The sequence below is a fragment of the Alteribacter aurantiacus DSM 18675 genome (assembly GCF_000429705.1).
GTDB lineage: Bacteria > Bacillota > Bacilli > Bacillales > Salisediminibacteriaceae > Alteribacter > Alteribacter aurantiacus.
The window spans coordinates 402253-427380 of record NZ_KE386942.1 but is presented as its reverse complement, the minus strand read 5'-3'; the positions used below and the strand labels follow the sequence as shown (position 1 = coordinate 427380).

23 protein-coding genes are annotated in these 25128 nt (G+C 43.4%); 14 read left to right on the top strand and 9 right to left on the bottom strand.

The window, feature by feature from the left end:
• Nucleotides 1-289: 289 nt before the first annotated feature.
• The 9 genes from pcrB (at nt 290) to G476_RS0117425 (ending at nt 13392) form a co-directional block, all read left to right on the top strand.
• Entirely contained in the window at nt 290-976 is a 687-nt protein-coding gene (pcrB, locus tag G476_RS0117465; RefSeq protein ID WP_026691228.1) for a heptaprenylglyceryl phosphate synthase, read from the top strand.
• Between the two features lie 67 nt (nt 977-1043).
• Nucleotides 1044-3323 (top strand): DNA helicase PcrA, encoded by a 2280-nt coding sequence (gene pcrA / locus G476_RS0117460; protein ID WP_026691227.1) that lies wholly within the window; start codon nt 1044-1046, stop codon nt 3321-3323.
• A gap of 12 nt (nt 3324-3335) precedes the next feature.
• Nucleotides 3336-5342 (top strand): NAD-dependent DNA ligase LigA, encoded by a 2007-nt coding sequence (ligA, locus tag G476_RS0117455; protein ID WP_026691226.1) that lies wholly within the window; start codon nt 3336-3338, stop codon nt 5340-5342.
• A gap of 48 nt (nt 5343-5390) precedes the next feature.
• The gene (locus tag G476_RS0117450) at nt 5391-6548 is read left to right on the top strand and encodes a CamS family sex pheromone protein (protein ID WP_026691225.1); all 1158 of its coding nucleotides are present in this window, start codon (nt 5391-5393) and stop codon (nt 6546-6548) included.
• Nucleotides 6549-7233: 685 nt separating this feature from the next.
• A complete protein-coding gene (putP, locus tag G476_RS0117445; RefSeq protein WP_026691224.1) occupies nt 7234-8685 on the top strand; it encodes a sodium/proline symporter PutP in 1452 nt (483 codons plus the stop codon).
• A gap of 382 nt (nt 8686-9067) precedes the next feature.
• Nucleotides 9068-9361 (top strand): Asp-tRNA(Asn)/Glu-tRNA(Gln) amidotransferase subunit GatC, encoded by a 294-nt coding sequence (gatC, locus tag G476_RS0117440; RefSeq protein ID WP_026691223.1) that lies wholly within the window; start codon nt 9068-9070, stop codon nt 9359-9361.
• A gap of 10 nt (nt 9362-9371) precedes the next feature.
• Nucleotides 9372-10826, top strand: coding sequence for an Asp-tRNA(Asn)/Glu-tRNA(Gln) amidotransferase subunit GatA (gatA, locus tag G476_RS0117435; RefSeq protein ID WP_026691222.1), 1455 nt, complete (start codon nt 9372-9374; stop codon nt 10824-10826).
• A 12-nt stretch (nt 10827-10838) separates the two neighbouring features.
• Nucleotides 10839-12272: an Asp-tRNA(Asn)/Glu-tRNA(Gln) amidotransferase subunit GatB gene (gene gatB, locus G476_RS0117430; RefSeq protein WP_026691221.1), complete on the top strand. Its 1434-nt coding sequence runs from the start codon at nt 10839-10841 to the stop codon at nt 12270-12272.
• A 667-nt stretch (nt 12273-12939) separates the two neighbouring features.
• Nucleotides 12940-13392, top strand: a complete 453-nt coding sequence (locus tag G476_RS0117425; protein WP_156906626.1) for a hypothetical protein — start codon at nt 12940-12942, stop codon at nt 13390-13392.
• Nucleotides 13393-13436: 44 nt separating this feature from the next.
• Here G476_RS0117425 and G476_RS0117420 read toward each other — a convergent pair whose 3' ends face one another.
• The gene (locus G476_RS0117420; protein ID WP_051314904.1) at nt 13437-13937 is read right to left on the bottom strand and encodes a GNAT family N-acetyltransferase; all 501 of its coding nucleotides are present in this window, start codon (nt 13935-13937) and stop codon (nt 13437-13439) included.
• A gap of 134 nt (nt 13938-14071) precedes the next feature.
• Between G476_RS0117420 and G476_RS0117415 the strand changes: the two genes are divergently transcribed.
• Nucleotides 14072-14425 carry a DUF3889 domain-containing protein gene (locus tag G476_RS0117415; protein WP_026691218.1) on the top strand — a complete coding sequence of 118 codons (354 nt, stop codon included), beginning with the start codon at nt 14072-14074 and terminating at the stop codon, nt 14423-14425.
• A 137-nt stretch (nt 14426-14562) separates the two neighbouring features.
• Nucleotides 14563-15615: a YheC/YheD family protein gene (locus G476_RS0117410; protein ID WP_035187256.1), complete on the top strand. Its 1053-nt coding sequence runs from the start codon at nt 14563-14565 to the stop codon at nt 15613-15615.
• A gap of 82 nt (nt 15616-15697) precedes the next feature.
• Here G476_RS0117410 and G476_RS22385 read toward each other — a convergent pair whose 3' ends face one another.
• Nucleotides 15698-16873, bottom strand: coding sequence for an amidohydrolase (locus G476_RS22385; protein ID WP_051314903.1), 1176 nt, complete (start codon nt 16871-16873; stop codon nt 15698-15700).
• A 157-nt stretch (nt 16874-17030) separates the two neighbouring features.
• On the opposite strand from G476_RS22385, the gene G476_RS22380 reads away from it, so the two are divergent.
• Together G476_RS22380 and G476_RS0117395 are read left to right on the top strand one after the other, a co-directional pair.
• Nucleotides 17031-17336, top strand: a complete 306-nt coding sequence (locus G476_RS22380) for a DUF5658 family protein (RefSeq protein WP_035187254.1) — start codon at nt 17031-17033, stop codon at nt 17334-17336.
• A 230-nt stretch (nt 17337-17566) separates the two neighbouring features.
• Nucleotides 17567-18481 carry a diacylglycerol kinase gene (locus G476_RS0117395; RefSeq protein WP_026691216.1) on the top strand — a complete coding sequence of 305 codons (915 nt, stop codon included), beginning with the start codon at nt 17567-17569 and terminating at the stop codon, nt 18479-18481.
• A gap of 46 nt (nt 18482-18527) precedes the next feature.
• On the opposite strand, the gene G476_RS0117390 is transcribed toward G476_RS0117395, so the two are convergent.
• Nucleotides 18528-19457, bottom strand: coding sequence for a hypothetical protein (locus G476_RS0117390; RefSeq protein WP_026691215.1), 930 nt, complete (start codon nt 19455-19457; stop codon nt 18528-18530).
• 143 nt (nt 19458-19600) lie between these two features.
• Nucleotides 19601-20803 carry a DUF418 domain-containing protein gene (locus G476_RS0117385; RefSeq protein ID WP_026691214.1) on the bottom strand — a complete coding sequence of 401 codons (1203 nt, stop codon included), beginning with the start codon at nt 20801-20803 and terminating at the stop codon, nt 19601-19603.
• 297 nt (nt 20804-21100) lie between these two features.
• On the opposite strand from G476_RS0117385, the gene G476_RS23685 reads away from it, so the two are divergent.
• Nucleotides 21101-21241 (top strand): hypothetical protein, encoded by a 141-nt coding sequence (locus G476_RS23685; protein WP_156906625.1) that lies wholly within the window; start codon nt 21101-21103, stop codon nt 21239-21241.
• A gap of 112 nt (nt 21242-21353) precedes the next feature.
• Here G476_RS23685 and G476_RS0117375 read toward each other — a convergent pair whose 3' ends face one another.
• The 5 genes from G476_RS0117375 to G476_RS0117355 form a co-directional block, all read right to left on the bottom strand.
• A complete protein-coding gene (locus G476_RS0117375; RefSeq protein WP_026691213.1) occupies nt 21354-22790 on the bottom strand; it encodes an alanine/glycine:cation symporter family protein in 1437 nt (478 codons plus the stop codon).
• 161 nt (nt 22791-22951) lie between these two features.
• Entirely contained in the window at nt 22952-23239 is a 288-nt protein-coding gene (locus tag G476_RS0117370) for a YtxH domain-containing protein (protein WP_026691212.1), read from the bottom strand.
• Nucleotides 23240-23263: 24 nt separating this feature from the next.
• A complete protein-coding gene (locus G476_RS22375; protein ID WP_051314902.1) occupies nt 23264-23773 on the bottom strand; it encodes a DUF948 domain-containing protein in 510 nt (169 codons plus the stop codon).
• Between the two features lie 21 nt (nt 23774-23794).
• Entirely contained in the window at nt 23795-24142 is a 348-nt protein-coding gene (locus G476_RS0117360; RefSeq protein WP_026691211.1) for a DUF5665 domain-containing protein, read from the bottom strand.
• Between the two features lie 76 nt (nt 24143-24218).
• Entirely contained in the window at nt 24219-25034 is an 816-nt protein-coding gene (locus G476_RS0117355; RefSeq protein ID WP_026691210.1) for a YihY/virulence factor BrkB family protein, read from the bottom strand.
• Nucleotides 25035-25128: the final 94 nt, after the last annotated feature.

Sequence of the window (25128 nt, the reverse complement as noted above, 5' to 3'; positions counted from 1 at the left end):
GAGTTTATGAAGAATTTCTCTGGCTTTACGAAGAACTTTCACGAGTTTATGAAGAACTTTTGTCCACGTATAAAGACTTTCACACCGTTTAAAGAGAATTTGACATAAACCGACACGGCGCCCCCGCCTCCACCACCCTCACGAAAAAATCCTCAAAACCACCTCTAATCCTAATGAGTCTCGCTTTTATTTTTGATATACTTATCTGATGAACTGTTTACTCTAAAGAGACAATGGGGCTCGTATGTGTCCCACAGACAATATGGAATAGAAGCTGGAGGATAAAACCATGCTTGAATACAGCGATTGGAAACACGTCTTTAAGCTCGACCCGAATAAAGAAATCAACGACAGTGATTTAGAGGCCGTTTGCGAATCAGGGACTGACGCAGTAATCGTTGGGGGAACAGATGGCGTTACGGAAGACAACACGCTTGACTTACTCATGAGAATTCGCAGATACTCCGTTGCTTGTGCATTGGAAGTGTCTAACTTGGAATCTGTCACACCGGGATTTGACTATTACTTGATCCCGTCTGTGTTGAATACACAAAACGGAGAATGGATAAACGGACGCCACCACGGTGCGATAAAAGAACTCGGACCGATGATGAATTGGGATGAAGTGTTGTCAGAAGGATACTGTGTGTTAAATCCTGATGCAAAAGTGGCGAGGCTCACAGAAGCGAAAACAGCGTTGAACGAAGACGACGTGATTGCTTATGCTCGTATGACTGAGAACTTGATTCGGATGCCGATCTTTTACTTGGAATACAGCGGAACATACGGCGACGCTGACATCGTAAAAGCGGCTAAGAATGTATTGGATCGTACGCAGTTGTTTTACGGTGGCGGCATCACAAATGAAAAGCAAGCTGCTGAAATGGCGGAGCACGCCGATACAATCGTTGTAGGCAACGTCATTTACGACGATTTGAAAGCGGCGTTGAAAACCGTTAAAGCGGTCAAAAAGTAAGTGTACAACCGACTAGAACTGGGATAAACTAAAGATATAAGAACATACGTTTGGATGGTGATGATTGATGGAACGTGTATCGAACGACTTGCTTTCAGGGTTAAACCCGGAGCAACAAAAAGCAGTAAAACATGGTGTGGGACCTCTACTCATTATGGCCGGTGCAGGAAGTGGAAAGACGCGAGTACTCACACACCGCATCGCGTACCTTCTTGGAGAAAAAGGCGTAGCCCCGTGGTCCGTTTTGGCGATTACCTTTACGAACAAAGCTTCTCGAGAGATGAAAGAGCGAATCGGGAAGATTATCGGAGGACCTGGCGCTGAAGACATTTGGATTTCAACGTTTCACTCCATGTGTGTAAGAATGCTTAGACGTGATGTAGACAGACTCGGAATCAACCGCAACTTCACGATTTTGGACGGATCTGATCAAGTTACCGTGATGAAACGATTGATGAAAGAGCAGAATATTGATACGAAGAAGTTTGAGCCAAGAAGCATTCTGGGATCCATCAGTTCAGCGAAAAACGAACTGAAAACGCCAAAAGAATATGCAAAAACAGCAAACGGTCCATATGAAAATACGGTAGAAAAACTATACGTTGCCTACCAAAAAGAGCTGAAGAAGAACTCAGCTATGGACTTTGATGATTTAATCATGCAGACCATTGAGCTATTTAAAAAGGTGCCTGAAGTTCTTGAATTTTACCAGCGTAAGTTTCAATACGTGATGGTGGATGAGTATCAAGATACAAACCGAGCTCAATACATGCTTGTAAAAATGCTTGCCGATCGCCACAAAAACATCTGTGTAGTAGGGGATTCTGATCAGTCCATTTATCGTTGGCGTGGGGCAGACATTCAAAACATCCTTTCATTTGAAAAGGATTATCCGAATGCGACCGTTATTATGCTCGAGCAAAATTACCGCTCAACGAAAACCATTTTAAAAGCGGCAAATGATGTGATTCAAAACAATTCGAATCGTAAAGCGAAGAACCTATGGACGGAAAACGATGATGGAGACAAGCTGGCTTTTTACGAAGCAGACAACGAGCACGACGAGGCTCAGCATATCGTAGGAAAAGTAAAAGAGATGATCGACTCTGGTAAGTACACCGAGTCAGACATTGCCGTTCTTTACCGTACGAACGCCCAATCCCGTGTGATCGAGGAAATGTTCGTCAAATCCAACCTCAACTATACGATCGTCGGCGGCACGAAGTTCTACGACAGAAAAGAGATTAAAGACGTGCTTGCTTACTTGCGCGTGATGGCCAATCCTGACGATGACATTAGCTTAAGACGAATTATCAATGTTCCAAAGCGAGGAATTGGCGCGTCCACGTTGGTGAAAATTGAACAATTCGCTGCCATGCAAGATGTATCAATCTACCGCGCTCTTCAAGATGTCCATGAAATTGGCCTGAGTGCTCGTGCTGCGAATGCCTTAAGAGAGTTTATTGGACAGCTTACAAACTGGGTACAGATGCAAGACTACTTGAGCGTAACGGAGCTTGTTGAAGAGCTTCTAGAGAAAACCGGTTACCGTGCCATGTTGAAAAACGACAAGAGCCTCGAATCCGAGAGCCGTCTTGAAAACATCGACGAGTTTTTATCTGTTACACAGGACTTCGAAAAATCAAACGAAGACAAGTCCCTTGTAGCTTTCTTAACCGATCTCGCTTTGATTGCGGATATTGATAAAGTGGACGATGACGAAGAAGAAAACAACCAAGAACAAATCATTCTTATGACCCTTCACTCAGCGAAAGGACTTGAATTCCCTGTGGTGTTCCTCATTGGTATGGAAGAAGGAGTATTCCCACATAGTCGATCGTTGATGGAAGAGGTAGAAATGGAAGAGGAGCGTCGTCTTGCCTACGTAGGGATTACCCGAGCGGAAAAAGAGCTTTACCTTTCTCGTGCACGAATGCGTACACTTTACGGCCGAACGAACATGAACCCGGCGTCCCGCTTTTTAAGTGAAATTCCGGAAGATCTTCTCGATTCGATTAAAGAAGAGAAGGCACAACCGGCGTGGATGAAAACATCACGCTCGTCAGGTGCTCAAGCACCTCGTTCATTCGGACAACCAGGTCGTGCACCAAATGCTTCCATGGGTGCAGGGAGAACCGGAAGAACCCAGATGCGCACGTCCACAACTACGACGGGTGGAGATTCTTTCTCATGGCAAGTGGGAGACAAGGCTGCTCACAAAAAGTGGGGTACAGGCACTGTTGTGAGTATGAAAGGAGATGGCGATAAGGTCGAGCTTGATATCGCTTTTCCTGAAGTAGGTGTAAAGCGCCTTTTTGCCAAATTTGCACCGATTACAAAGCAGTAAGGTGGGACCTTTATGGACCGTAATGAAGCAAAAACAAAAATCAACCAATTAACCGATACACTAAACGAGTATGCCTATCATTATTACGTACTCGATACACCGAAAGTAACCGACGCCGAATACGATCAACTGTTACGTGAGCTAATGGACCTTGAAGGGCAGTATCCAGAGTTGAAGCGAGACGATTCCCCAAGTGAGCGTGTCGGTGGAGAGATTCTGGATCGATTTACGAAAGTACAACACGACATCCCGATGCTCAGTCTCTCAAACGCGTTTAACGATGACGATCTTCGTGATTTTGATCGACGAGTGCAACAAGGGACGGGCAAAACACCAAGTTACAGCTGTGAGCTTAAGATTGATGGCCTTGCTGTTACGTTAAAATACCAAAAGGGCCGTTTCGTCCTTGGAGCTACAAGGGGAGATGGCTCGGTCGGGGAAGACATTACGAGCAACTTGAAGACAATCCCTTCGATCCCCCTTCGACTCGGAGAAGAAGTGGACATTGAAGTGCGTGGGGAAGCCTTTATGCCAAAGCGTTCCTTTGAGCGTTTGAACGAAGCGAAGGAGAAAAAGGGAGAACAGCTGTTTGCCAACCCTCGAAACGCAGCTGCCGGCTCTCTTCGCCAACTCGATCCTAAAATTGCAGCGAAACGAAATCTCGATATTTTCGTCTATTCTATTGGACAGCTCAAAGGAAAAGAGCTTGACTCTCATTTTGAAGCCCTACAATATGTGGATAAGCTCGGCTTTAAAACGAATCGTGAGCACAAGCGCTGCGACTCGATCGAAGACGTGATCACGTACTGTGAAAGCTGGCTTGATAAGAGAGCTGACCTTCCTTATGAGATTGACGGCATTGTAATAAAAGTGGACGACTTGAACGCTCAAAAAGAACTTGGGTTTACAGCGAAAAGTCCACGCTGGGCGATCGCCTACAAATTCCCGGCTGAAGAAGTGGTAACCACCCTCGAAGACATTGAATTAAACGTCGGTCGTACAGGTGTGGTCACACCAACGGCTGTTCTTTCACCGGTTGCTGTAGCAGGGACAACGGTAAAACGAGCATCTCTTCATAACGAGGACTTGATTCGTGAAAAAGACCTTAAGCTCGGAGATAAAGTGACGATTAAAAAAGCAGGAGACATTATCCCGGAAGTCGTGAATGTTTTAACGGAGCAACGAACGGGAGACGAACGAGACTTCTCCATGCCTACCCACTGTCCTGAATGTGAAAGTGAATTGGAACGAATTGAAGGGGAAGTAGCTCTACGTTGCATGAATCCGAAATGTCCGGCACAGATCCGGGAAGGGTTGATTCACTTTGTGTCACGAAACGCCATGAACATTGATGGTTTAGGTGAGAGAGTCATTGCTCAGCTTTTTTCCCACGGCCTTATTCAAGACGTGGCAGACTTGTATCGCTTGAAGAAAGAAGAGCTGTTAAACCTTGAGCGGATGGGAGAGAAGTCCGTCGAGAATCTACTCAACGCCATTGAGGTAACGAAGGAAAACAGCGTGGAGAAATTGTTGTTCGGTTTGGGCATCCGACATGTAGGTGCGAAAGCGGCCAAAACACTGGCTCAGCATTTTGAAACCATGGAGAACCTGCAACAAGCCACGCAAGAAGAGCTCATCGCCATTAATGAAATTGGGGATAAAATGGCCGATGCGATCGTCACGTACTTTGACAAGCCGGAAGTAACGGAATTGTTACAAGAACTGGCTCGCTTAGGTGTTAATATGAGTTATAAAGGACCGAAACCGGTGAGTGCTGAGGAGTCTGACTCCATCTTCGCAGGTAAAACGATCGTCCTTACAGGTTCATTGGAGCAAATGACACGTAATGATGCGAAAAAACAAATTGAGCTACTTGGAGGAAGTGTGACCGGTAGTGTGAGTAAAAAAACAGACCTACTTATTGCAGGTGAAAAAGCAGGATCCAAGCTTACAAAAGCACAAGATCTAAACATAGAAATATGGGATGAAGCGAGAATGTTAGAGGAATTATCGAAATAATGTCCACTCGCATCGAGAAGCTGTCATCTCGCGTTAGGGGTGAAGAGAATGACAAAGCAATTGGGGATCGTTGGTCTGGCCGGACTTTTATTACTTACAGGGTGCCTGCCAGCTCTTGAGCGTACGGAAGAAGAAGTGATTGTCGTTGACGAAGAAGAAGAGGAAGAGATCGAATACGTAATCACACCAACCATCCATACGCCGGAAAACTTTTTTCGAAATGTACTTAAAGATGGTCAATACCAACGAAATCCCGGGAGAGGCGATGTGAATGGCTCCATGGCCAACCGTGTTGATTTGGACCAGTTCGAAGTGGGATTAATGGAAATAGCCTCAGCTAGCTTCAGTCAAGACAATTATTACTTTCAAGAAGGTCAAATCCTTGAAACAGGAACAATAAATAGTTGGTTAAGCAGAAGCAGTGAGAGCAACGAGAGTGGATTAAATCCTGCAATTGATCAGGAAACCGAAGGCGAAGAACGAGTCGATGAAATGAGAAATAACCCAGCCTATATTTCTCACATCATGGAACACAATTACATGTACGAAGATGGGGAAGATGGTGTAAAACTCGGAGGCATCGTAATTGGCATTGGACTTCGCTCCGTCTATTCCTTTAGAGATGAGGATTGGAGAAGTTATGAAGTATCTCTTGATCCTGATGAAGTAGAAGCGTACGGGAAAGAGGCTGCCGAGGAAATTGTCCGTCGTTTCCGAACGAGGGAAGATCTCGAAGACATTCCGATCACGGTCGCTTTATATCGTGAAGAAAAGCGACAATCAATTGTACCTGGCTCTTTCTTCGCCATAGCTGAAACAAGCGGTAGCGATATAGGCAGGTGGGAAGCGATTAATGAAGAACATTTCTTTTTCCCTTCCAACCGTGCGACAGAGAATAACCGAGATCACGCCGAAGCGTTCAATCACTTTAAGCAAGATATTGACGACTTTTTCGGAAGATCGATTGGTGTCATTGGTAAAGCAAGATACAAAAGTGGCAATATTGCCGAACTGAAAATTGATGTAAACCTCCAGTCCCACGGTAAAGGGGAAATTATTGCCCTTACGCAATACATTAGCGGAAGACTGGATGCTCATTTTACATTTGATGCACCAATTACCGTTAACTTGGAATCGGTAAACGGTGCAGAAGCCCTTGTTGTAAAACATGGTGGACAAGATGACCCGTTTGTTCATGTATATTAATGAAAAACCTGCCTTGCACGCTTGAGCGTGTTTAGGCAGGTTTTTTATTTTCAAGGCAATTTAACATAGCTCGATTTAAATTCATCTAATGTGATGCAAGGGTTTTATGTCAACATGTCCGGTCTTGTCGGATAACAATAGGAAATATCAAAAAGACCCTAATTTCTGTAGGTCTTTTGTCTCGACTTTGCACCTGAATACCTAAAGTATAGTGGCTCCTTTCCCAAGAATGTGTCGAATATGTGAAAGAATGAAATTAATTTTAATTTTTTTTAATGAATATATATGTCTATATAATTATGTAAGCGCTTAAATTCGAGGTTTTAATGAATAAAAATACAATTAAACGTCTATAAAATAATATTTTTAATGTTCAGAATAAAATATTGTGGTATAGTTCTGCTTGTGCCTAGGATTTCGGATATGATGGTGGACGCCAAAATGCCAAATTGTTGCATAAAGGTGAATAACGCCTTCTCGCCGAATAATACAGGTATATTTTGAGTAAGGTCAGTCAAAATAGCAAATGCTAACAAATACTTAAAATTGCACATCAAAAAGGGGAGGGGACATTGTGGAAGATTACGCACTAACAGCAGCAACCTGGTTCTGGTTATTCGTACCAATGCCAATTCTCGTTATTTTATCAATCATTACATTTTTCACTGAAAGGAGAAGATAATTCATGGATACGTCTACTTTAATTACGTTTATTATTTACTTAGTCGGTATGCTAGGTATCGGACTTGTAGCATACAAAATGACAAGCAATTTATCAGATTATGTACTAGGAGGACGTCGTCTAGGCGGAAGCGTAGCCGCTTTAAGTGCTGGTGCATCAGATATGAGTAGTTGGCTCTTACTCGGTTTACCTGGTGCAATGTATGTTGCAGGTATGACTGAGATTTGGATCGGTGTCGGCCTTGCAATCGGTGCTTACTTGAACTGGCAGTTCGTAGCCGCTCGTCTTCGTATGTATACGGAAATTGCGGGAGATTCCATTACACTTCCTGATTTCTTTGAAAACAGATTTAAGGACGACAGTAAAGTCCTTCGTATTGTATCAGCAATTGTTATCTTAGTATTCTTTGCATTCTACACCTCTTCTGGTCTTGTAGGTGGAGCATTATTATTTGAATCATCATTTGGATTTTCTTATACACAAGCACTATGGATTGGTGCGATCGTCATTATTTCCTATACATTCTTGGGAGGTTTCTTGGCGGTAAGTTGGACTGACTTTGCTCAAGGTATTCTTATGTTCTTGGCATTGATCATTGTACCGATCGTTGCAATCAGCCAAATGGGTGGTTGGAGTGAAACGGTCAACCAAGTTGGAGCCATTGATCCTGAACGCCTTGACGTGTTCTCTGGAATTGGTCTTGTTGGGATCGTCTCGCTCTTAGCATGGGGTCTTGGTTATTTTGGACAACCTCATATCGTCGCTCGTTTTATGGCTGTAAAGTCTAAAGATGAGATTCCAAAAGCTCGTCTTGTAGGTATGACTTGGATGGTGTTCGCTCTATTCGGTGCGATTTTCACTGGTTTTGTTGGTATTGCATACTTCGCAGATGCACCACTTGCCAACTCTGAGACTGTCTTTATTGAATTTACTCAAGTACTCTTCAACCCTTGGGTAGCAGGCTTCTTATTAGCAGCAATCCTTGCGGCCATCATGAGTACGATTGACTCTCAGCTACTAGTATCTTCAAGTGCCTTAACAGAAGACTTTTATAAAAATCTTTTCCGTAAGAATGCTTCTCAACAAGAGCTTGTATGGGTTGGACGTTTCGGTGTTCTTCTTATCGCGTTGTTCGCCATCTTCCTTGCTTACAACCCTGAAGCTACTGTACTTGAACTTGTTGGATATGCATGGGCAGGGTTTGGTGCCGCATTCGGTCCCGTAGTCATTCTCTCCTTGTTCTGGAAGGGTATGACAAAAAACGGTGCCCTTGCTGGTATGATTGTCGGTGGTGCAACAGTCATCCTTTGGGATCTGTTCGTACCAAGTGACCTTTATGAAATCATCCCAGGATTTATCCTTGCTTGGGTTGCAGTAGTGGTCTTCAGTAAGATTGGACCTGGACCAAGTAAAGAAATTCAAGAAGAATTTGATAAGTATCATGAGAGCCTGTAAAGGTATGATGGCACCTTCCCCGCATGTTGCGGGGAGGGTGTTTTTTTGGTGGGAGGAGGTGTGGTGGGAGGTTATTTTTTGGTTGGGTGGTGCTAACTCCGCTAAATTTTGAATAAGTACGCCAATCCCACAATTAACGCCGTCAAACGAAAAATAAGTACGCCAATCCCACAATTAACACCGCTAAATGTAAAATAAGTGGCTCTTCCGGAACCCGAAAGATCCTTCACCACTCCAATCACCCAATGAAAAAACTGCCAAGGCCCTCTTATCTCTTCCGTTTGTTGCTTGTACGTTGGTTTTTTGATAAGATCAGTTTATTATATTCTGTACGGAAAGGCGCCTTGTAGAGCGCCTTTATTCAATGAATGGAGGGTAAAAAATGGAGCGAATCACGAAAGCGCAAATCAAGCATGTGGCCCACTTGGCACGCCTTGAATTCAGCGATGATGAAGTAGAGCGATTCTCTGAGCAGCTTGATAGCATCATTAACTACGCAGAGCAATTGAACGAATTGGACACGACCAATGTGGCACCGACATCACACGTGTTCGACGTAAGAAATGTGTTAAGAGAAGACGAAGTGAAACCATCACTCAGTCAAGAAGAGGCATTGAAAAATGCACCCGATCAAAAAGATGGACAAGTCAAAATACCTTCCGTGTTCGAGAAGTAGAGGTGAAAACATGTCGATATTAGATCAGCGCTTTGCTCAAATTCAAGAGCAGCTACATAAAAAAGAGTTAACAGTAACAGACTTGGTTGATGCGTCTTACAACCGTATTAGCGAGGTAGACGGAAACATTGGTTCCTTTCTACATTTGAATGAAGAAGGAGCAAGAAAACGAGCAGGAGAACTGGATGAACTTCTAGGTACAGACAAAGCAACAGGTTCTCTATTCGGTCTGCCTGCAGGAATTAAAGATAACATCAGTACGAAAGGCATTCGTACGACGTGTGCAAGTAAAATCCTTGATAACTTCAAGCCCCTTTATAACGCAACAGTTATGGACAAACTTGAGCAAACCAACATCATCAACATTGGAAAACTGAACATGGACGAATTCGCCATGGGATCTTCCAATGAGAACTCCGGCTACAAACCGGTCCGAAATCCTTGGGACATTGAACGTGTACCAGGTGGCTCCAGCGGTGGGTCGGCAGCAACAGTCGCTGCAGGAGAAGTGCTTTTCTCACTAGGGTCCGATACTGGTGGCTCCATTCGTGAACCGGCAGCTTTTTGCGGTATCGTTGGGCTAAAGCCTACATATGGCCGCGTTTCTCGATTCGGACTTGTTGCTTTTGCATCATCGTTAGATCAAATTGGACCGTTAACACGGTCGGTTGAAGACAATGCACATGTGTTGCAAGCCATTGCAGGTCATGACCGCATGGATTCTACTAGTGCTGGCGTAGATGTTCCGAACTATAGTGAAGCTCTTACAGGTGATGTAAAAGGGCTTAAGATTGCTGTGCCAAAAGAGTACATTACAGAAGGCGTGGAGCCTGAGGTTCGTAACCGCATTCGTGAAGCTCTTAACGTTCTTGAAAAACAGGGAGCGACAGTGGAAGAAGTGTCACTACCACATACGAAATATGCTGTGGCGACGTATTACCTTCTTGCATCTTCTGAAGCCTCAGCGAACTTGTCCCGTTTTGACGGCATTCGTTACGGAGAGCGTATTGAGGATGACAGTCTGATTGAGACCTATATGAAAACGCGTAGCCACTACTTCGGGGACGAAGTGAAGCGTCGTATTATGCTTGGAACATTCGCCCTAAGCTCTGGTTACTATGATGCTCTTTACAAAAAAGCGCAAAAGGTCCGCACGCTCATTAAACAAGACTTTGATGAAGTGTTCTTAAAGTACGATGTAGTCATTGGACCAACAACACCGACACCGGCCTTTAAGATTGGGGATAAAATTGAAGATCCATTGACAATGTATATGAACGATATTTTAACCATTCCGGTGAACTTGGCAGGTGTTCCTGCTATTAGTGTGCCGTGTGGATTGGCAGATGGACTTCCGGTCGGACTTCAAATCATCGGAAATCACTTTGATGAAGCGATGGTTTATAAAGTCGCTCATGCCTTTGAACAATCAACAGATCATCATAAATTGAAGCCGGAACTATAAGGAGGGACAGAGATGTCATTTGAAACGGTTATTGGACTTGAAGTTCACGTAGAGTTAAAAACGAAATCAAAAATTTTCTGCGGTTGCTCCACCGAGTTTGGCGCGCCGCCGAATACACATACCTGTCCCATTTGTCTTGGGCACCCGGGTGTGCTTCCGGTATTAAATAAGCAAGCGGTTGACTACGCCATGCGAGCAGCGATTGCTCTTAATTGTGACGTAGCAAAAGAAACGAAGTTTGATCGTAAAAACTATTTCTATCCTGATAGCCCAAAAGCGTATCAGATCTCTCAATTTGATCAGCCGATCGGTGAAAATGGCTATATTGATATTGAAGTAAATGGAGAGAAAAAGCGTATCGGAATCACGCGTATTCATATGGAAGAGGACGCAGGTAAGCTTACTCACGCAGATGGAGAACACCATTCCTTGGTGGACTTCAACCGTGTAGGTACACCTCTCGTTGAGATCGTGTCTGAACCAGATCTAAGATCCCCTGAAGAGGCGTACGCATACCTTGAGAAGCTTAAAGCAATCATGCAGTACACAGAAGTGTCGGATTGTAAGATGGAAGAAGGATCTCTTCGCTGTGATGCGAACATCTCCATCCGCCCTGCAGGTCAAGAAGCTTTCGGAACGAAAACTGAGCTAAAGAACTTAAACTCTTTTATGAACGTGCAAAAAGGCATTGCATTTGAAGAAGTACGCCAAGAGAAAGAACTTCTATCCGGAGGCAAAATTCTTCAAGAAACACGTCGCTGGGATGCGGACAACAAGAAAACGATTTTGATGCGAATTAAAGAAGGATCCGACGATTATCGTTACTTCCCAGAGCCGGACCTCGTGAATCTTTACATTGAAGACGAATGGAAAGAACGTGTTCGCTCCGAGATCCCTGAGCTTCCTGATGAGCGTCAAAAGCGTTATGTAAAAGAACTGGAGCTACCTGAGTACGATGCGCAAGTCCTTACACAGCAAAAAGCCATGAGTGACTTTTTTGAAGAAGGATTGACTCACGGAGCGCCTGCAAAACTCTTATCCAACTGGATGATGGGTGAAGTGAGTGCCTACTTGAACGCCAACGGTAAAGAAATCGGAGACGTGCCGATGACAGCTGAAGGGTTGGCGAAAATGATCGCTCTGATTGAGGACGGAACGATCTCAAGTAAGATCGCCAAAAAAGTCTTCAAAGAGCTCATTGAAAAAGGTGGAGACCCTCAGACGATTGTAAAAGAAAAAGGCCTCGTGCAAATTACGGACGAAGGTGCCATCCGAGACATGGTTAACGATGTATTGGACAACAACGATCAGTCTATTGCCGATTACAAAGACGGCAAAGAAAAAGCGATCGGTTTCCTTGTGGGGCAAGTGATGAAGGCCTCCCGCGGAAAAGCGAACCCGCAGATGGTAAATACGTTATTAGTGGACGAGATTAAAAAGCGATAAAGTGATTTAAATGGACCTGCGTGCGATGAGTAAAGTCGCCGCAGGTTCTTTTTGTTGGTGTGGTGTCTGGATTGGAGAGGTAGAGGGAGGCGAGGGTTTGTGTTGCCAACCCGTTAAATCGTGTAGGAAAGCCGGTAATGGGAGGCGGGGTTCCGTTAAAAGAGGGGCCTAAGCCGTGATAAAAGAAGAATAACCCGTGAATGAGCTCATCAAAGTCGTTAAAGAGACGAGAGGTAATAAGAAGTTTTCAACAAGGGAATTTCAGCTTGCAAGGACCAACCCGTTAAATGGTGGTAGGAAGCCGTTAATGAGCGGAGGTTACCCGTAAATAGAAATACGCAACCCGTGATAAAGGAACAGAAAGCCGTAAAATCCCGCTGCCAAGCCGTGAATCCCTCCAACCCGTCACCTCACCTTCATGCTCCCATCTCACTAAAATCACTCTCCATATTATAACTTCACCACATATCAGCCCAAACTCAATAAAAACATTCACCATTCCACGCTAAGCCATTGGTAACCGTTTATACGCCTAATTACCGCGAATCCTCATGTTTGCGATTGTTATTCCGCTTTGTTACCATACATTATTGTGTGCTCTTGTATGTATATTTTTCCTCAGGAGGACATACTGTACTTGTATTTAACGGAAAGGGAGGAGAACCTTATGAATAAAGAAGCAGGGAAGTTTTTCGGCCTCGTAACGTTGACGATCGCCTTTTTTACCGGGTTAATCTCCCTTATTATAGTAGGCATTTGGAGTATCGGTGAAAGCATGGTTCAAATCGGTTCAGTCTCTAGTGTGATGTTATTTGCTTTAGCCACATTCGGTTGGATAATTCCTTTACAGATCTTGTCTCTCATTCGGATGATTCCTGTGCAACGAAGACCGTTGCGTATCGTGTTCCCTTATGTTGAGACGTTGTTTCAAATTACCGTCTTTGTTCTTTATTTAATCGGCCTAAATGCGGCCATTACAAGTGTGAATTTTACAAACATCGGCATGGTCACCTTTGCTGGAGCTATCATTCTACTTGCGAAAATAGTGTTTACAAAAATGAATGAACAAGCACGGAAAGTGAGAAAAAGAAATCTTGAAGATGCATTAACAAAAGAGTAAATAAAAAAAGTGCCCCATCACCTGGTGGGGCACTTTTTGCAGCGTTAATACGGTTCCTTTACCATACATAAAAAGGCCATGGGCTTCCCTTTTAACTGACTATAAAACACACGCTCGTCGGTGAAGCCTAGACTTCGGTATAGGCGAATCGCTCGTTTGTTAAAGGTCGCCACAACGAGGCGAAATCGAGGAGTACTATAAGTGTCTCCGAGAAAAGTGAGCACTTGGGAAAAAAACGGCTTCCCTAATCCAAGGCCTGTCAGCTCTGGCTTTAACCCAATTCCCACGTCAAGGTAGCGTTTGTCCTTATAAATATCCTCATTATAGCCACCAGGGACTCTCGCCTCTTCTCCAACACAGCAAAAGCCAATGAGTTCACCCTTCCCATTTAAACACGCGTAATAGGGTTCAGTTACGAGGTCTTTGATGCATTCTGTTGTACGGTCAAGATTATATAGATCATACGGTTTTTGATATGTCCAAAACACGATTTCCTCCGCGTGACTTCTCCGCAATTTTACAAATGTGAATCGTTCCCCAGTCATGCTTGTCACCTCAATTCAAACGCCTACTCCTATCCCTACATATTCGATTTCCGGGAGCTAATTTCCTTTTTACGCAAGTGCTCAATGAAAAGCTGGGCAGACTATTCTTAACTGACAATTAGGAGGGAATTCACATGAGAATGGTGTTGATTCTGACGTTGTTACTAGTTCAATTCCAAGCGCTTCCGTTTATCGATAATGAAAATGGATTAGGGTTTAAAGACGATCGAGAGCAACTGGAAGAGCCCGAGTATGCGAGATGGGGGAAACTTGCAGTAGAAAAAGTCAAGGAGCGGTATCCGGATGTAAAAGTCGTGGACTATCTTCACGTTGGTAGAAAGGAAATAGACGAAGACACAGCTTCAGAAACGTTTAAACTTTGGATGCGCGGAGACGATCGTGAGTTCGGGGTGTTTGTTACAATCACGTTTGAAAAAGAGACAGATGAGGTGTTGGAGATTAGCTATGAGGAGACGGATCGAGGGTAGAGAGGTAAGGTAGTGCTCCCCCGTATCTTCAAGGAAAAGAAAAAAATCTTATAGTACTTGTTGTTTTCGCACAATCATAGAAAGTCCCACTCCATAAAATGATACAAGAATGAGTCGCGGATATGGAGTGGTTTCTTATGATTGGAATCTTAGTAAGCAAAAAAGGCTTTAAAGCCATAGTAAAAGGCCGTTCAAAAATTGAAGACCTTAGACATTACAAACGGTTTGTAAATCAACATAAGATGCCGGTTGTGTTCTATTATGTAAGTGAAAATCTGCTAAAAAATAGGGCGGTTCAAGGGTTTGTCGTTGAGCCTCATCAAGAACCGGCTGTTAAGGAGGTTCAAGCCCCAACCCATACGTTTTGTCGGATGATTGTAGGGGGAAGAACCAAGAGAAGGTTGAAACTGTTGGCAAGAAGAACGAAAAGAAGGTTCTATCAGCTTCAATCAGGGAGGGAAAGGGACAAGTGGAGACATATTGTGGCTTTGAATGCGAACGAAGCTACGTCTATTTTTGTGCCAAATTCCAAAAGGCTGACACCGGATACGTTTAAAGAAATGATTCGAAAACATGGTGAAGTGATCATTAAGCCGTGTAGAGGTTCTTTGGGACGTAGAGTGATCATGATCGAAAAAAGAGGGAAGCGCTATAAGCTCAGTTCCAAGACTAAGAAAAAACTGGTAGTTAAGCTAGTGTCTGCTAGAGAGGTAAAAGGATATATCGAGGCGTTATCGAAAAAGCGATATATCGTTCAACAGAAAGTAAGGGCTACAAAGGTAAACGACCAAACCATAGAAGTAAGAGCGAGTACGCAAAAGACGACCCCTACGGATTGGAAAGTATCAGCGAAAGCATTGAGGTTATCTCGAAAAGGGGACTTCTTGACGAACATTTCAAAAGGGGCTAAAGGAGTACCGTTTAAAACTCATTATTTTAAACAAGCTAATGTGAATGATGTGGTTGAAAAAACGAGCGTAGCTCTAGCTAAACAACTCTCAAAAGCCATTCCAGCCATTGATTTCGGATTTGATCTTATGGTAGATGAAAGAGGAAAAGTTTGGTTTATCGAGGCTAACTTACGAGATATGAAGCTTACGTATATGTGGGCAGGTGAGTATGAACTTTGGTATCAATCCATTGCTCAACCTCTTCGATTTATCGCAAGTGAAATGAAGAAGGCAAAGTAATACTTAAATAGGAAGAGGGTTCACGAATGGCGTGAGCCCTCTTCCTATTTTGTTCATTGTGAGTAGCGATGAAAATCGACAATTACCTTGTTGGTTGCTCTTGACTAAGGCGATTGTGTTTTTGTTCTTTGGAATAAACTGTTTGTCCGTTCACAACTGTCTCAACCACTTCTGAATACGCATCAAACGGGTGCTTTGTCCAAACCACAAGATCAGCGTCCATGCCTTCTTCGAGTGAGCCGACGCGATCGTCCACACCTAAATGACGGGCGGCTTGACTTGTAATGGAACGTAGAGCGGCTTCTTCACTTAAACCTGCTTTGACAGCGGTGCTTACTTGGGTAAGGAGGTATTCAATTCCGATTACCGGGTGATCGGTTGTGATGGAAACAGGAACATTGTATTTTTCCAATTCCACAAGAGTATGATATCCCTTATCAGCCAGCTCTACTTTTGACCTTGTGCTCATTGTAGGACCTACAGAAACTTGATATCCGGACTCTGCCACTTCCTTTGCGATTAAGTGTCCTTCCGTGCAGTGTTCAATTGTCAAATCAAGGTCGAACTCTTTTGCGATACGGATTGCCGTTAAGATATCGTCTGCTCTGTGTGCGTGCGTACGAAGGGGGATCTTTTTCTCAAGCACGGGAATTAGGTTTTCCATGCCGAGATCGCGATCCTTTAGTTCACCATTTTCTTTTTTTGTTTTATAATCCTGTGCCTTCATGAGTGTCTCGCGAAAGGTACTTGCCACCCCCATTCTCGTAACAGTCTTTTTAGGATGGATGCGTTTTGGATTTTCTCCAAATGCTCCTTTCATACCTGAGGGGTTGCGAAGGAGCATCTCATCGACAACATGGCCCGCAGTTTTTAATACAACCATTTCTCCTCCGATTACGTTAGCGCTGCCAGGCATGACTTGAACCGTCGTTACACCGGCTTCACGTGCATCTTGAAATCCTTGTTCACGAGGATTAATGCCATCCAATGCACGAATTTGAGGCGTGACTGGGCTCGAAGTTTCATTAAAGTCCCGTCCCTCAGCACCGACACCGGCTTCATGAACACCTAAATGAGTATGTACATCAATAATGCCTGGAGTCACAAAGTGTCCTTCACAATCCATTGTTTCAGCATCACTTGGAACGGTAATATGTTCACCAACACCGATAATTTTTTCACTGTCGATAAGAACAGTTGCGTTATGGTACGTGTTTCCGAGACCGTCTAAAACGGTAGCGTTCGTATAAGCTTTCATAAATGGGTCATCCTTTCAAAATGGGTTTCACGTTATTATTTCGATAACCTAAATATAATTCCTTTGATTTCTCTAAATTGTAACATAATTGTGATGTTGTTCTTAATAAAGAACAATTATACTTGTTATACGTCTTGGTTCATAAAGGAGGGAACCTGTGAAGAATCTTTTGTTAAGTACGGCTATAATGAATGTGACAGATGCTATTTTAACAATGATCGGAATAAAGGCAGGAGAAATTATTGAGGCGAATCCGGTGATGGCGTGGGCATATGATGTTCATCCGTTGTTCTTTTTAACGATCAAAATACTCCTCACTCTTGTGTTACTTATGCTCATTCCACACTTGCGTTTCCCTCTTAAGCGAGTCATAACAGGGAGCATCATACTCGCATTTTGCGGTTATGTGTTTGTTCATGGGCTCCATGTTACTTGGCTCGGAATGTGGGTAGGTTTGTGGTAGATGGTACTGAAAACGTTCGCTCGTTAATGTTTACAATGGCTTACTGTGGTAGTGATCTCAATAGCTCCATGTGCGGATTATGTAGTTTTATTTTTGATTGAACATGCCCATGCTGTTCATAGACTAAGGTACAGCCACCTTGGTGGTGCGCAGAAGGTGAGATTTGTTCTCTTTCCAGGACGAGCGTGCTATACTTGGATGAACAGGACCGTGATGGGAGCGTATGAACCATGAGAAAAGCCAGATTGATCTACAATCCTTCATCTGGACGTGAAAACTTTAAGCGTAACATTCCATATATTTTGGAGCGGCTTGAAAAAAGCGGCTATGAGGCATCAACCCATGCTACTACTGGGAAAGATTGTGCCAAAAGAGCGGCAGGTTTAGCTGCGGATCGAGGCTTTGACCTTGTAATAGCAGCAGGTGGAGATGGAACAATTAATGAAGTGGTTAATGGGATGGCTGAAAAAGAAAATCGACCAACTCTGGGCTTAATCCCTGCAGGAACGACGAATGATTTCGCCCGTGCAATTCAAATCCCAAAAGAGATTGAAGGGGCCTGTGATGTCATTTGTAATGGTGTCAAGCAGGCGATTGATATAGGTAAGATTGAACAACAATATTTCATTAATATAGCTGGGGGTGGCACTCTTACGGAGCTTACGTATGAAGTACCTAGTCGTTTGAAAACCATGATGGGGCAGCTTGCATACTACGTAAAGGGCTTTGAAAAATTACCCCGCATTCGTCCGAATCATGTGACGATTGAATACGATGGGAAATGGTTTGAAGGAGAGATTATGCTCTTTCTTGTAACAAATACGAATTCGGTTGGTGGGTTTGAAAAGCTTGCTCCGAAAGCGTATATTAACGATGGTTTGTTTGACATGCTTATCTTGAAAAAGACGAATTTGGCCGATGTTGTAAGGCTTACAGGAGCGGCCATGCGTGGCGAACATATCAACGATGAGAGTGTCATATATGTGCAAGCGAACCGGATTAAAATTCATGCGCAAAATGAAATGCAGCTGAACCTTGACGGAGAATATGGAGGGAAGCTGCCAGGTGAATTCGTGAACTTGCACAATCACTTTGAGATGATGGTACCAGATAAACCTCTAAGCAACTTTCAAAAGCTCTATTAAAAAGGAATGACCTAAACGGGGACGCCGTTTAAGTCATTCCTTTTTGTTACATAATCTCTTTATTAGACACGTTCAACCCTTCAATTCTTTGGTAGTTAGCGAGGTGTTTTAACGTTTCTACTGTGAGCTTTCCTTGCCATTCTTTTTTAGCCTTTGATTCCCACTCATCTTCATATTGGGACCATTTCCAAAAAGGAAGCCATGAGCCATCTTCTTGTTGGTTATTGATCTCATAGTCTAGATTTTTGGATACCGATTTTTCCAACATATAAGCAAAAGGGGAAGAAGGACTCGGGGCAAACCATAAAGGCTTAGCGCAATATCCACCCCATTTTGAAGGGTCGGTTGTGACGCACTGTTTCACTTTCGGTTTCAAGAGCTCAAGTAACTGATCTTTACCGGGAGAGGGCATCATTTGCGCGAGCCTAATATAACAAAGGACATCGTGCATCTCCAACTCCTTTATGTCTTCTACAATTGTAAAGACTTGTTCATGCCAAATCGGGAAGAGATCTTGCTCCAATATTTGTGGATAACAGTGAAAATAGCCGAGAATCTCCGCACCGGGATTGACTTCAAAAATGGAGGATTGCTCCTTGAAGTGCCACCACTCAGCATGAGGTTTATCGTTCATAGAAGGAAGCTTAAGGGGCCAGAATCCATATTCCTTATATACGTTAAGAAGATAGTTCATTGCTTTTTGGACAAACGCGTGTTTTCTTGGTGCACGAACGGCTGTGGCGTATTGCAACGCCACAGATGTAGCGATTGGACTTGACGCCTTCATTCTTATATCAGGTTCAATGGCATGGCCCACGCCACCATCCTCATTTTGATAAGGTGCCAATACTTCCATTACGTCTTCTGAGGAGCCGTTGGCAAAATAATATTCAAATAAGCGCTGGTCAACGAGCCGTGCGTGAGTATGGACAAAGTCCGCGGCTAGTCGAAACCGTTGAAGAGGTAATGTTTTCATCTTTTGGCTCCCTTACTTTCGAATGGATAAAAAGGTTCTTCACCAAAACACATTCCCTTTTAAACAGGGAGTTAGTCCTCAATATTGTTAATAATTGAAAAAAGTCGCCTTGGGATATTCATTCCCAAAGGCGACTATGTCATTTATTTTCTAAGTTTTTGAGGTCGCAAGTACGTTCCAACTCTCCAAAACCATTCTATAGGGCCGAAACGGTTGTTTTTTAGCCACCATCTGCTTAACAAGATTTGTAAACTAAATACTGCAAAAACGATGACGGTACCGAGAAGAAGTCCTAACTGACTAAAGAAACCGAATCCATAACCAAAATAGATCGTTGTCATGATGACGGACTGGCCAAGGTAGTTGGAGAGGGCCATTCTCCCGACGTAACCAAAGGCACTGAAAATCTTTTGGAACATCCCGCTTTGACTAAGTAATAAGAAAGCAGCAATGTAACCCAAAGTCAACAACGGGCCGCCAAAAATCATTGAGATATATTCAAGTTGAAGGTTACCAGTAAAGGCATATGATCCTTTGATTAATAGCCCAATTGGAATAAAGATAGCGGTCATCTTAGTTAACAACGAACGGAACGATTCGGGTCGGTGAATCCACCCTTTTTTAGCAAGGTAAGCACCTACGAGAAATAGAGCAATGACTTGAAGTCCCATAAAAACCGACATGAAAGCTGCATATACGCCACCATCTTCCATATCCTGAAACGGATCGGCGGTTAATCGGTATTCAATCATGTCCAAGTAAGACCCGTTTGCTGAAGCTTCAATTTCTTGATCTTGTATGGATGTGAAATTGAATGATTCCTCTGACCCATCATCCGGTATGAGGCCGGGTAACCCGATGAGGAGGAAGATCCCGACTGCCCATCCAAGAATCGTGGCAGGTTTGCATTTAATAAATAATAGTAGAAAAAGACCACAAATACCATAGGTTAATAAGATGTCCCCGTCCCAAATGAAGTAGGCGTGAACGAATCCGATAAAAGCCAAAAGAAGCATTCTACGTAAAAACAGCCAGCCAAACGGTCTGCCTTTTTCTTGTGTTCTCTGCCAAATCATTACGGCGCCAAAACCAAACAGGATGGAGAAAAGAGGGTAAAAGCTCCCTTCAACAAAAATGGATATGATTGTTGCCATGGCTGCATCTAAGCTACCAAAGTTTTCGGCAAAGCGTTCAAAGCTGAACATACCATATTGAAAATATAAGCTGTTCGCAAGTAAAATCCCCAAAAGAGCAAACCCTCTCAAGCTGTCCACGTGAGTCAAACGCTCACCAGGCTGAAGAGGTGTAAATTGCTCCGTTTCTCTCTTTAATTGATCTTCACTCATCTCATAACCCCGCTTCACTAAATTAATATCTGCATTAAAACATATGCATCATTTCGTCAATCCCATAACCGAAATGTTCGGGGGTCTGTCCCCGTACAATTTACGATACCATATCTATCCACTTTCGGAGAAGGATTGCTGTTAGTTCCAAAGTAATCTCTCATACCTCTTCGTTCCATTGCATTAAAAAAGACAACTTCTGGCATAGAAGCCGTCTTTACTGTAGATTTCTAGAGTTCAACTTTCTTAGGATCATGATTCTGCATGACTAAGAGAATAAGCCAGGAGAGTAAGAAGATGATGATGGAAAGGGTGATTAAAAGGACGGCGTATGGGTTGCCTACCATTGCAAACATGACGGCTAAGGTTGCGTATAGAACGATAAGAAAGCCGATTGCCGCGAGCTTCGTAAATATGCATTCAACTCCTTTTATCTAATTAGTCTACTTCTACACGATACCATATCTATCCAAAATTAGGGAAGGTTGCATCGGTAGAATGACATTATAAAGACGATATCCGTGTTGGATACCGCCTTTACGATACTATATTATTTCGCTTGTCGTTGTTCTTCTTCTCCGTCCCAGCATTCCGTACCTGTCAGACCTTCAATACGATCGGCTCGGAACACAGGCTCTTTCGTTGTCTTTCGCTGTTGTTGATAATCGTTCAATACTTTAATGGCGAGCTTACCAAGGATAGCGATGACAATCAAGTTCATGACGGCCATGAGACCCATGAATAAGTCGGCCATGTTCCATACAAGACTCAATTCAGCCATTGCACCAAGGAATACCATACCCATAACAGCTACACGATAAATATTAATGAACACTTTGTTTTTCTTAACAAATTCCATGTTCGTTTCACCATAGTAGTAGTTACCTACGATGGAACTAAAGGCAAACAGCAAAATCGCGATAGCAAGGAAGGATACGGCCCATCCACCGATATGCTCACTAAGAGCCATCTGAGTAATGGCGATTCCTTCTTGTTCACCTAATGTATACACATCGGTCAATAGAATCACAAAGGCTGTAGCCGTACAAATCACAAGGGTATCGACAAATACACCAAGAGATTGTACAAGACCTTGTTTTGCAGGGTGTTTTACGTCTGCTGTGGCGGCTGCGTTTGGTACACTACCCATACCAGCTTCGTTTGAAAACAGTCCACGACGAATTCCTTGCATCAATGCAGCACCAAGACCACCACCGACTACTTCTTCAAGGCCGAACGCATTCGCAACGATCAAGCTGATCACAGCAGGAAGCTCGGTGATATTTACAATTGAAATTCCTAGTGCGAACACAAGGTAAATCACAGCCATCACTGGTACAATAATTTGCGTAACCTTGGCAATACGCTGAACACCGCCAAAGAAGATTAGACCAGCAAGGAGAGCAAGCACACCACCAATAACCGCACGGTTGACCCCATAAGCATTTTCAAATGCATGAGAAATGGTGTTAGCTTGTACCATGTTAAAAATAAAGCCGAAACATAACGTAATTAAGATAGCAAAAGAGACGCCAAGCCAGCGGGCTTTAAGGGCTTTTTCCATGTAATAAGCCGGACCACCTCGAAAGTTTTCTCCGTCTTTTACTTTATATACTTGTGCTAACGTACTTTCAATAAAGGCTGTAGCAGCACCAAGGAGTGCAATTAGCCACATCCAAAACACGGCACCGGGTCCACCAAGGGATACTGCAAGTGCAACCCCGGCAAGGTTTCCTGTACCTACCCGAGAAGCAGTACTAATACAGAACGCCTGGAAAGAGGAAACGCCTCGCGTTCCTTCTTTTGAGATCGTGCTCTTTTCGGAGATGACTTTAAACATTTCTCCAAACAAACGAAACTGTACAAAATTTGAACGTATTGTAAAATAAATTCCTAAACCAATGAGCAGTGCGATGAGGACATATGTCCATAAAATATCGTTGGCACTGTCAATGATCCATTCAATGGCTCCAACAAATCCATCCATCTTTTTCTCTCCTTTATGAATCTATTATAAGTAATTGTTATATGACACTATGAACCTGTAATATTATATCAAAATAAGAACCCGTGTAAATGGAGATTTTTGGTGCGTGCCTTTGTCCACTCAAATAGGCCTCCCTTAAAGGAGAGGCCTACCCGTTTGTGTTATCCGTTGTTTTCTCTGAGTTCATCGTGGGCTGCATCAATGGCATCTTGTCTGACGGCATCCATTTCGGAAGCAATGTGAGCTTTTACTGATTCATAAGCTTCCTCAAGCCGACTCGTTTCCAGCTTAATTTCGTCAATCAAATCATCCAGTTTTTTACGTTGTTCATAATAGCGGATTCGTAAACGATAACGAAGAGCAGTGCCGGATTTCGGTGCGACTAGTAAGGCTGTTATTCCCGCGGCCGCAGTGCCAAATGCAAACCCGATGCCAATGCCTTTACCCATTCGAGATCACTCCTAAGAAAAGTTTTAGACGTTCATGTGTTCACGTTGAAGTTCGTTGGCTACTTCTACTTCAAGGTCTACTTCGTGATTCTTTTTCACGTGCTGTTTGACTGCTTTTTTCTCTTTGCGTTTCTTCACTAAATAATATACAAAAGATGCGGTTCTCATCCATCCTCGTATATCTTTTTCATCAAGTTTGACGGACCCTTTGTTCACGTCTTTCTCTGTGCGCTTGGACATTTTTACAAGGGACGTTGTCACTCGGTGAGCCGATTCTCCGACATCGTTTACGATATGAAAGATCGGATCGAGCTGAGAGAGCTTGTGATTCACATCAGCAATCGTCTCGTTCGTGTTATAAAGAGTGAGTTTCGTTTCACTCGTCAATTCTCCGATTTGCCCTTCAAGGTTTTCTACGGTCTTAGCCGTGTGAGTGAGGACGTCGGTCAACTTGGACAATACTTTGGCCAAATAGACGACCAATCCTGCAAATGCTAAAGCGAAAATAAGTACACCAATTCCTAAAAAGTCCATTTCCATCACCTCTACTGTAAATTATTCTTCTGTGCGGTACGTATCAATCATATCAAGAAGTCCCGCTATGTACTCCCCAACGATTGGCAACGATACGATTTGGCTGAGGATAAGCACAAGGACGCCAATAAAAATTGCGGTTCCTACCGTCAGGCCGACACCACGGGCTACTCCTGCAAGCAAATTCGTTTTAATCACTTCTCGTTTATTCGTGAAATGATAAGCGATATCCTTCAAATGCCCTTTCGTGGTCATCTCTTCTATTTTATCAAGAAGTTGCTCGAGGCGCTCTTGTTCTGCTTTTGATTCTACCTCTTTGCGATGTTTAGCTGGAACTTTTCGACTTTCCTGTTCGCGTGTTAAGGGCATATCCGTCTCCTCCTGAACAAAGGGTTCTTGTTTTCAGATACCCACTAAACGGGATTTGTAAACGCTTGGTAATGGTTCACGAAGAATGACTTTCCTTTTTCGTTTGCATCGCGTTAATTTGCCCACCTGTAAGAAGAACGAATCCAACGAGATAAAACCAGATGATGAGAATAATGACGCTACTTAACGTTCCATGAAGGGCGGAGAGGTTGGCTACGTGCTGAACATACAATGTCAAACCAAACGATGTCCCTTGCCATCCTAAGGTCGCAAAGAGAGCGCCGGGAATCACTTGCCTGAATCTTGATTCCACGTTAGGTCCCATTTTGTATAAAAAAACAAGGACGAGGAAAACGGAAGCGGTACTTACAAACCAGACGACCCATTCCCAAGAAGTCAGAATTCCAGTTGGGATTTGGAATAAAGTAGCTACGTATTGATCGATTGTAATGATAAATAGAGGCAAAACAAGCTGAATGATAATGGCCGCGATAATCAAGATGGCAAAGAAGAAGGAAAGTGCTCTGATGTGGAAAAAAGAACGGTTTTCTTCTTTGTGGTGAGCCAAGTTCAATGCACGAATGGTCGCATGAAGGCTGTTGGTTGTAGCGAACACTGACAGTAAAATCCCGAAGGAAAGAAACCCACTTCTTCTGATCCCAAGAAGCATGTCTTCATTATTGTGAATGATGGCTCCAACTTCACCTGGTGCCATGGCGGATACATAATTAAGAAGAACTTGGCCGTCAATGGGGAAAAAGCTCAATAGAGCGAGCCCGAATAAAAGGAACGGCACAAACATCAAAAGGAAATAGAAGGCAAGCTGTGCAGAAAGGTCAATCACCTGACCTTCTTTTATCTGGTGAAAAAACAACGTGATCCAACGAACCATGAAAGAATTCCCTCCCTGCGATTACGACGTTGAGATTAGGATTACCGAAAGGGAGAGGGAATATTTGGAGTGAGGAGGGAAGAATCTTGGTAAA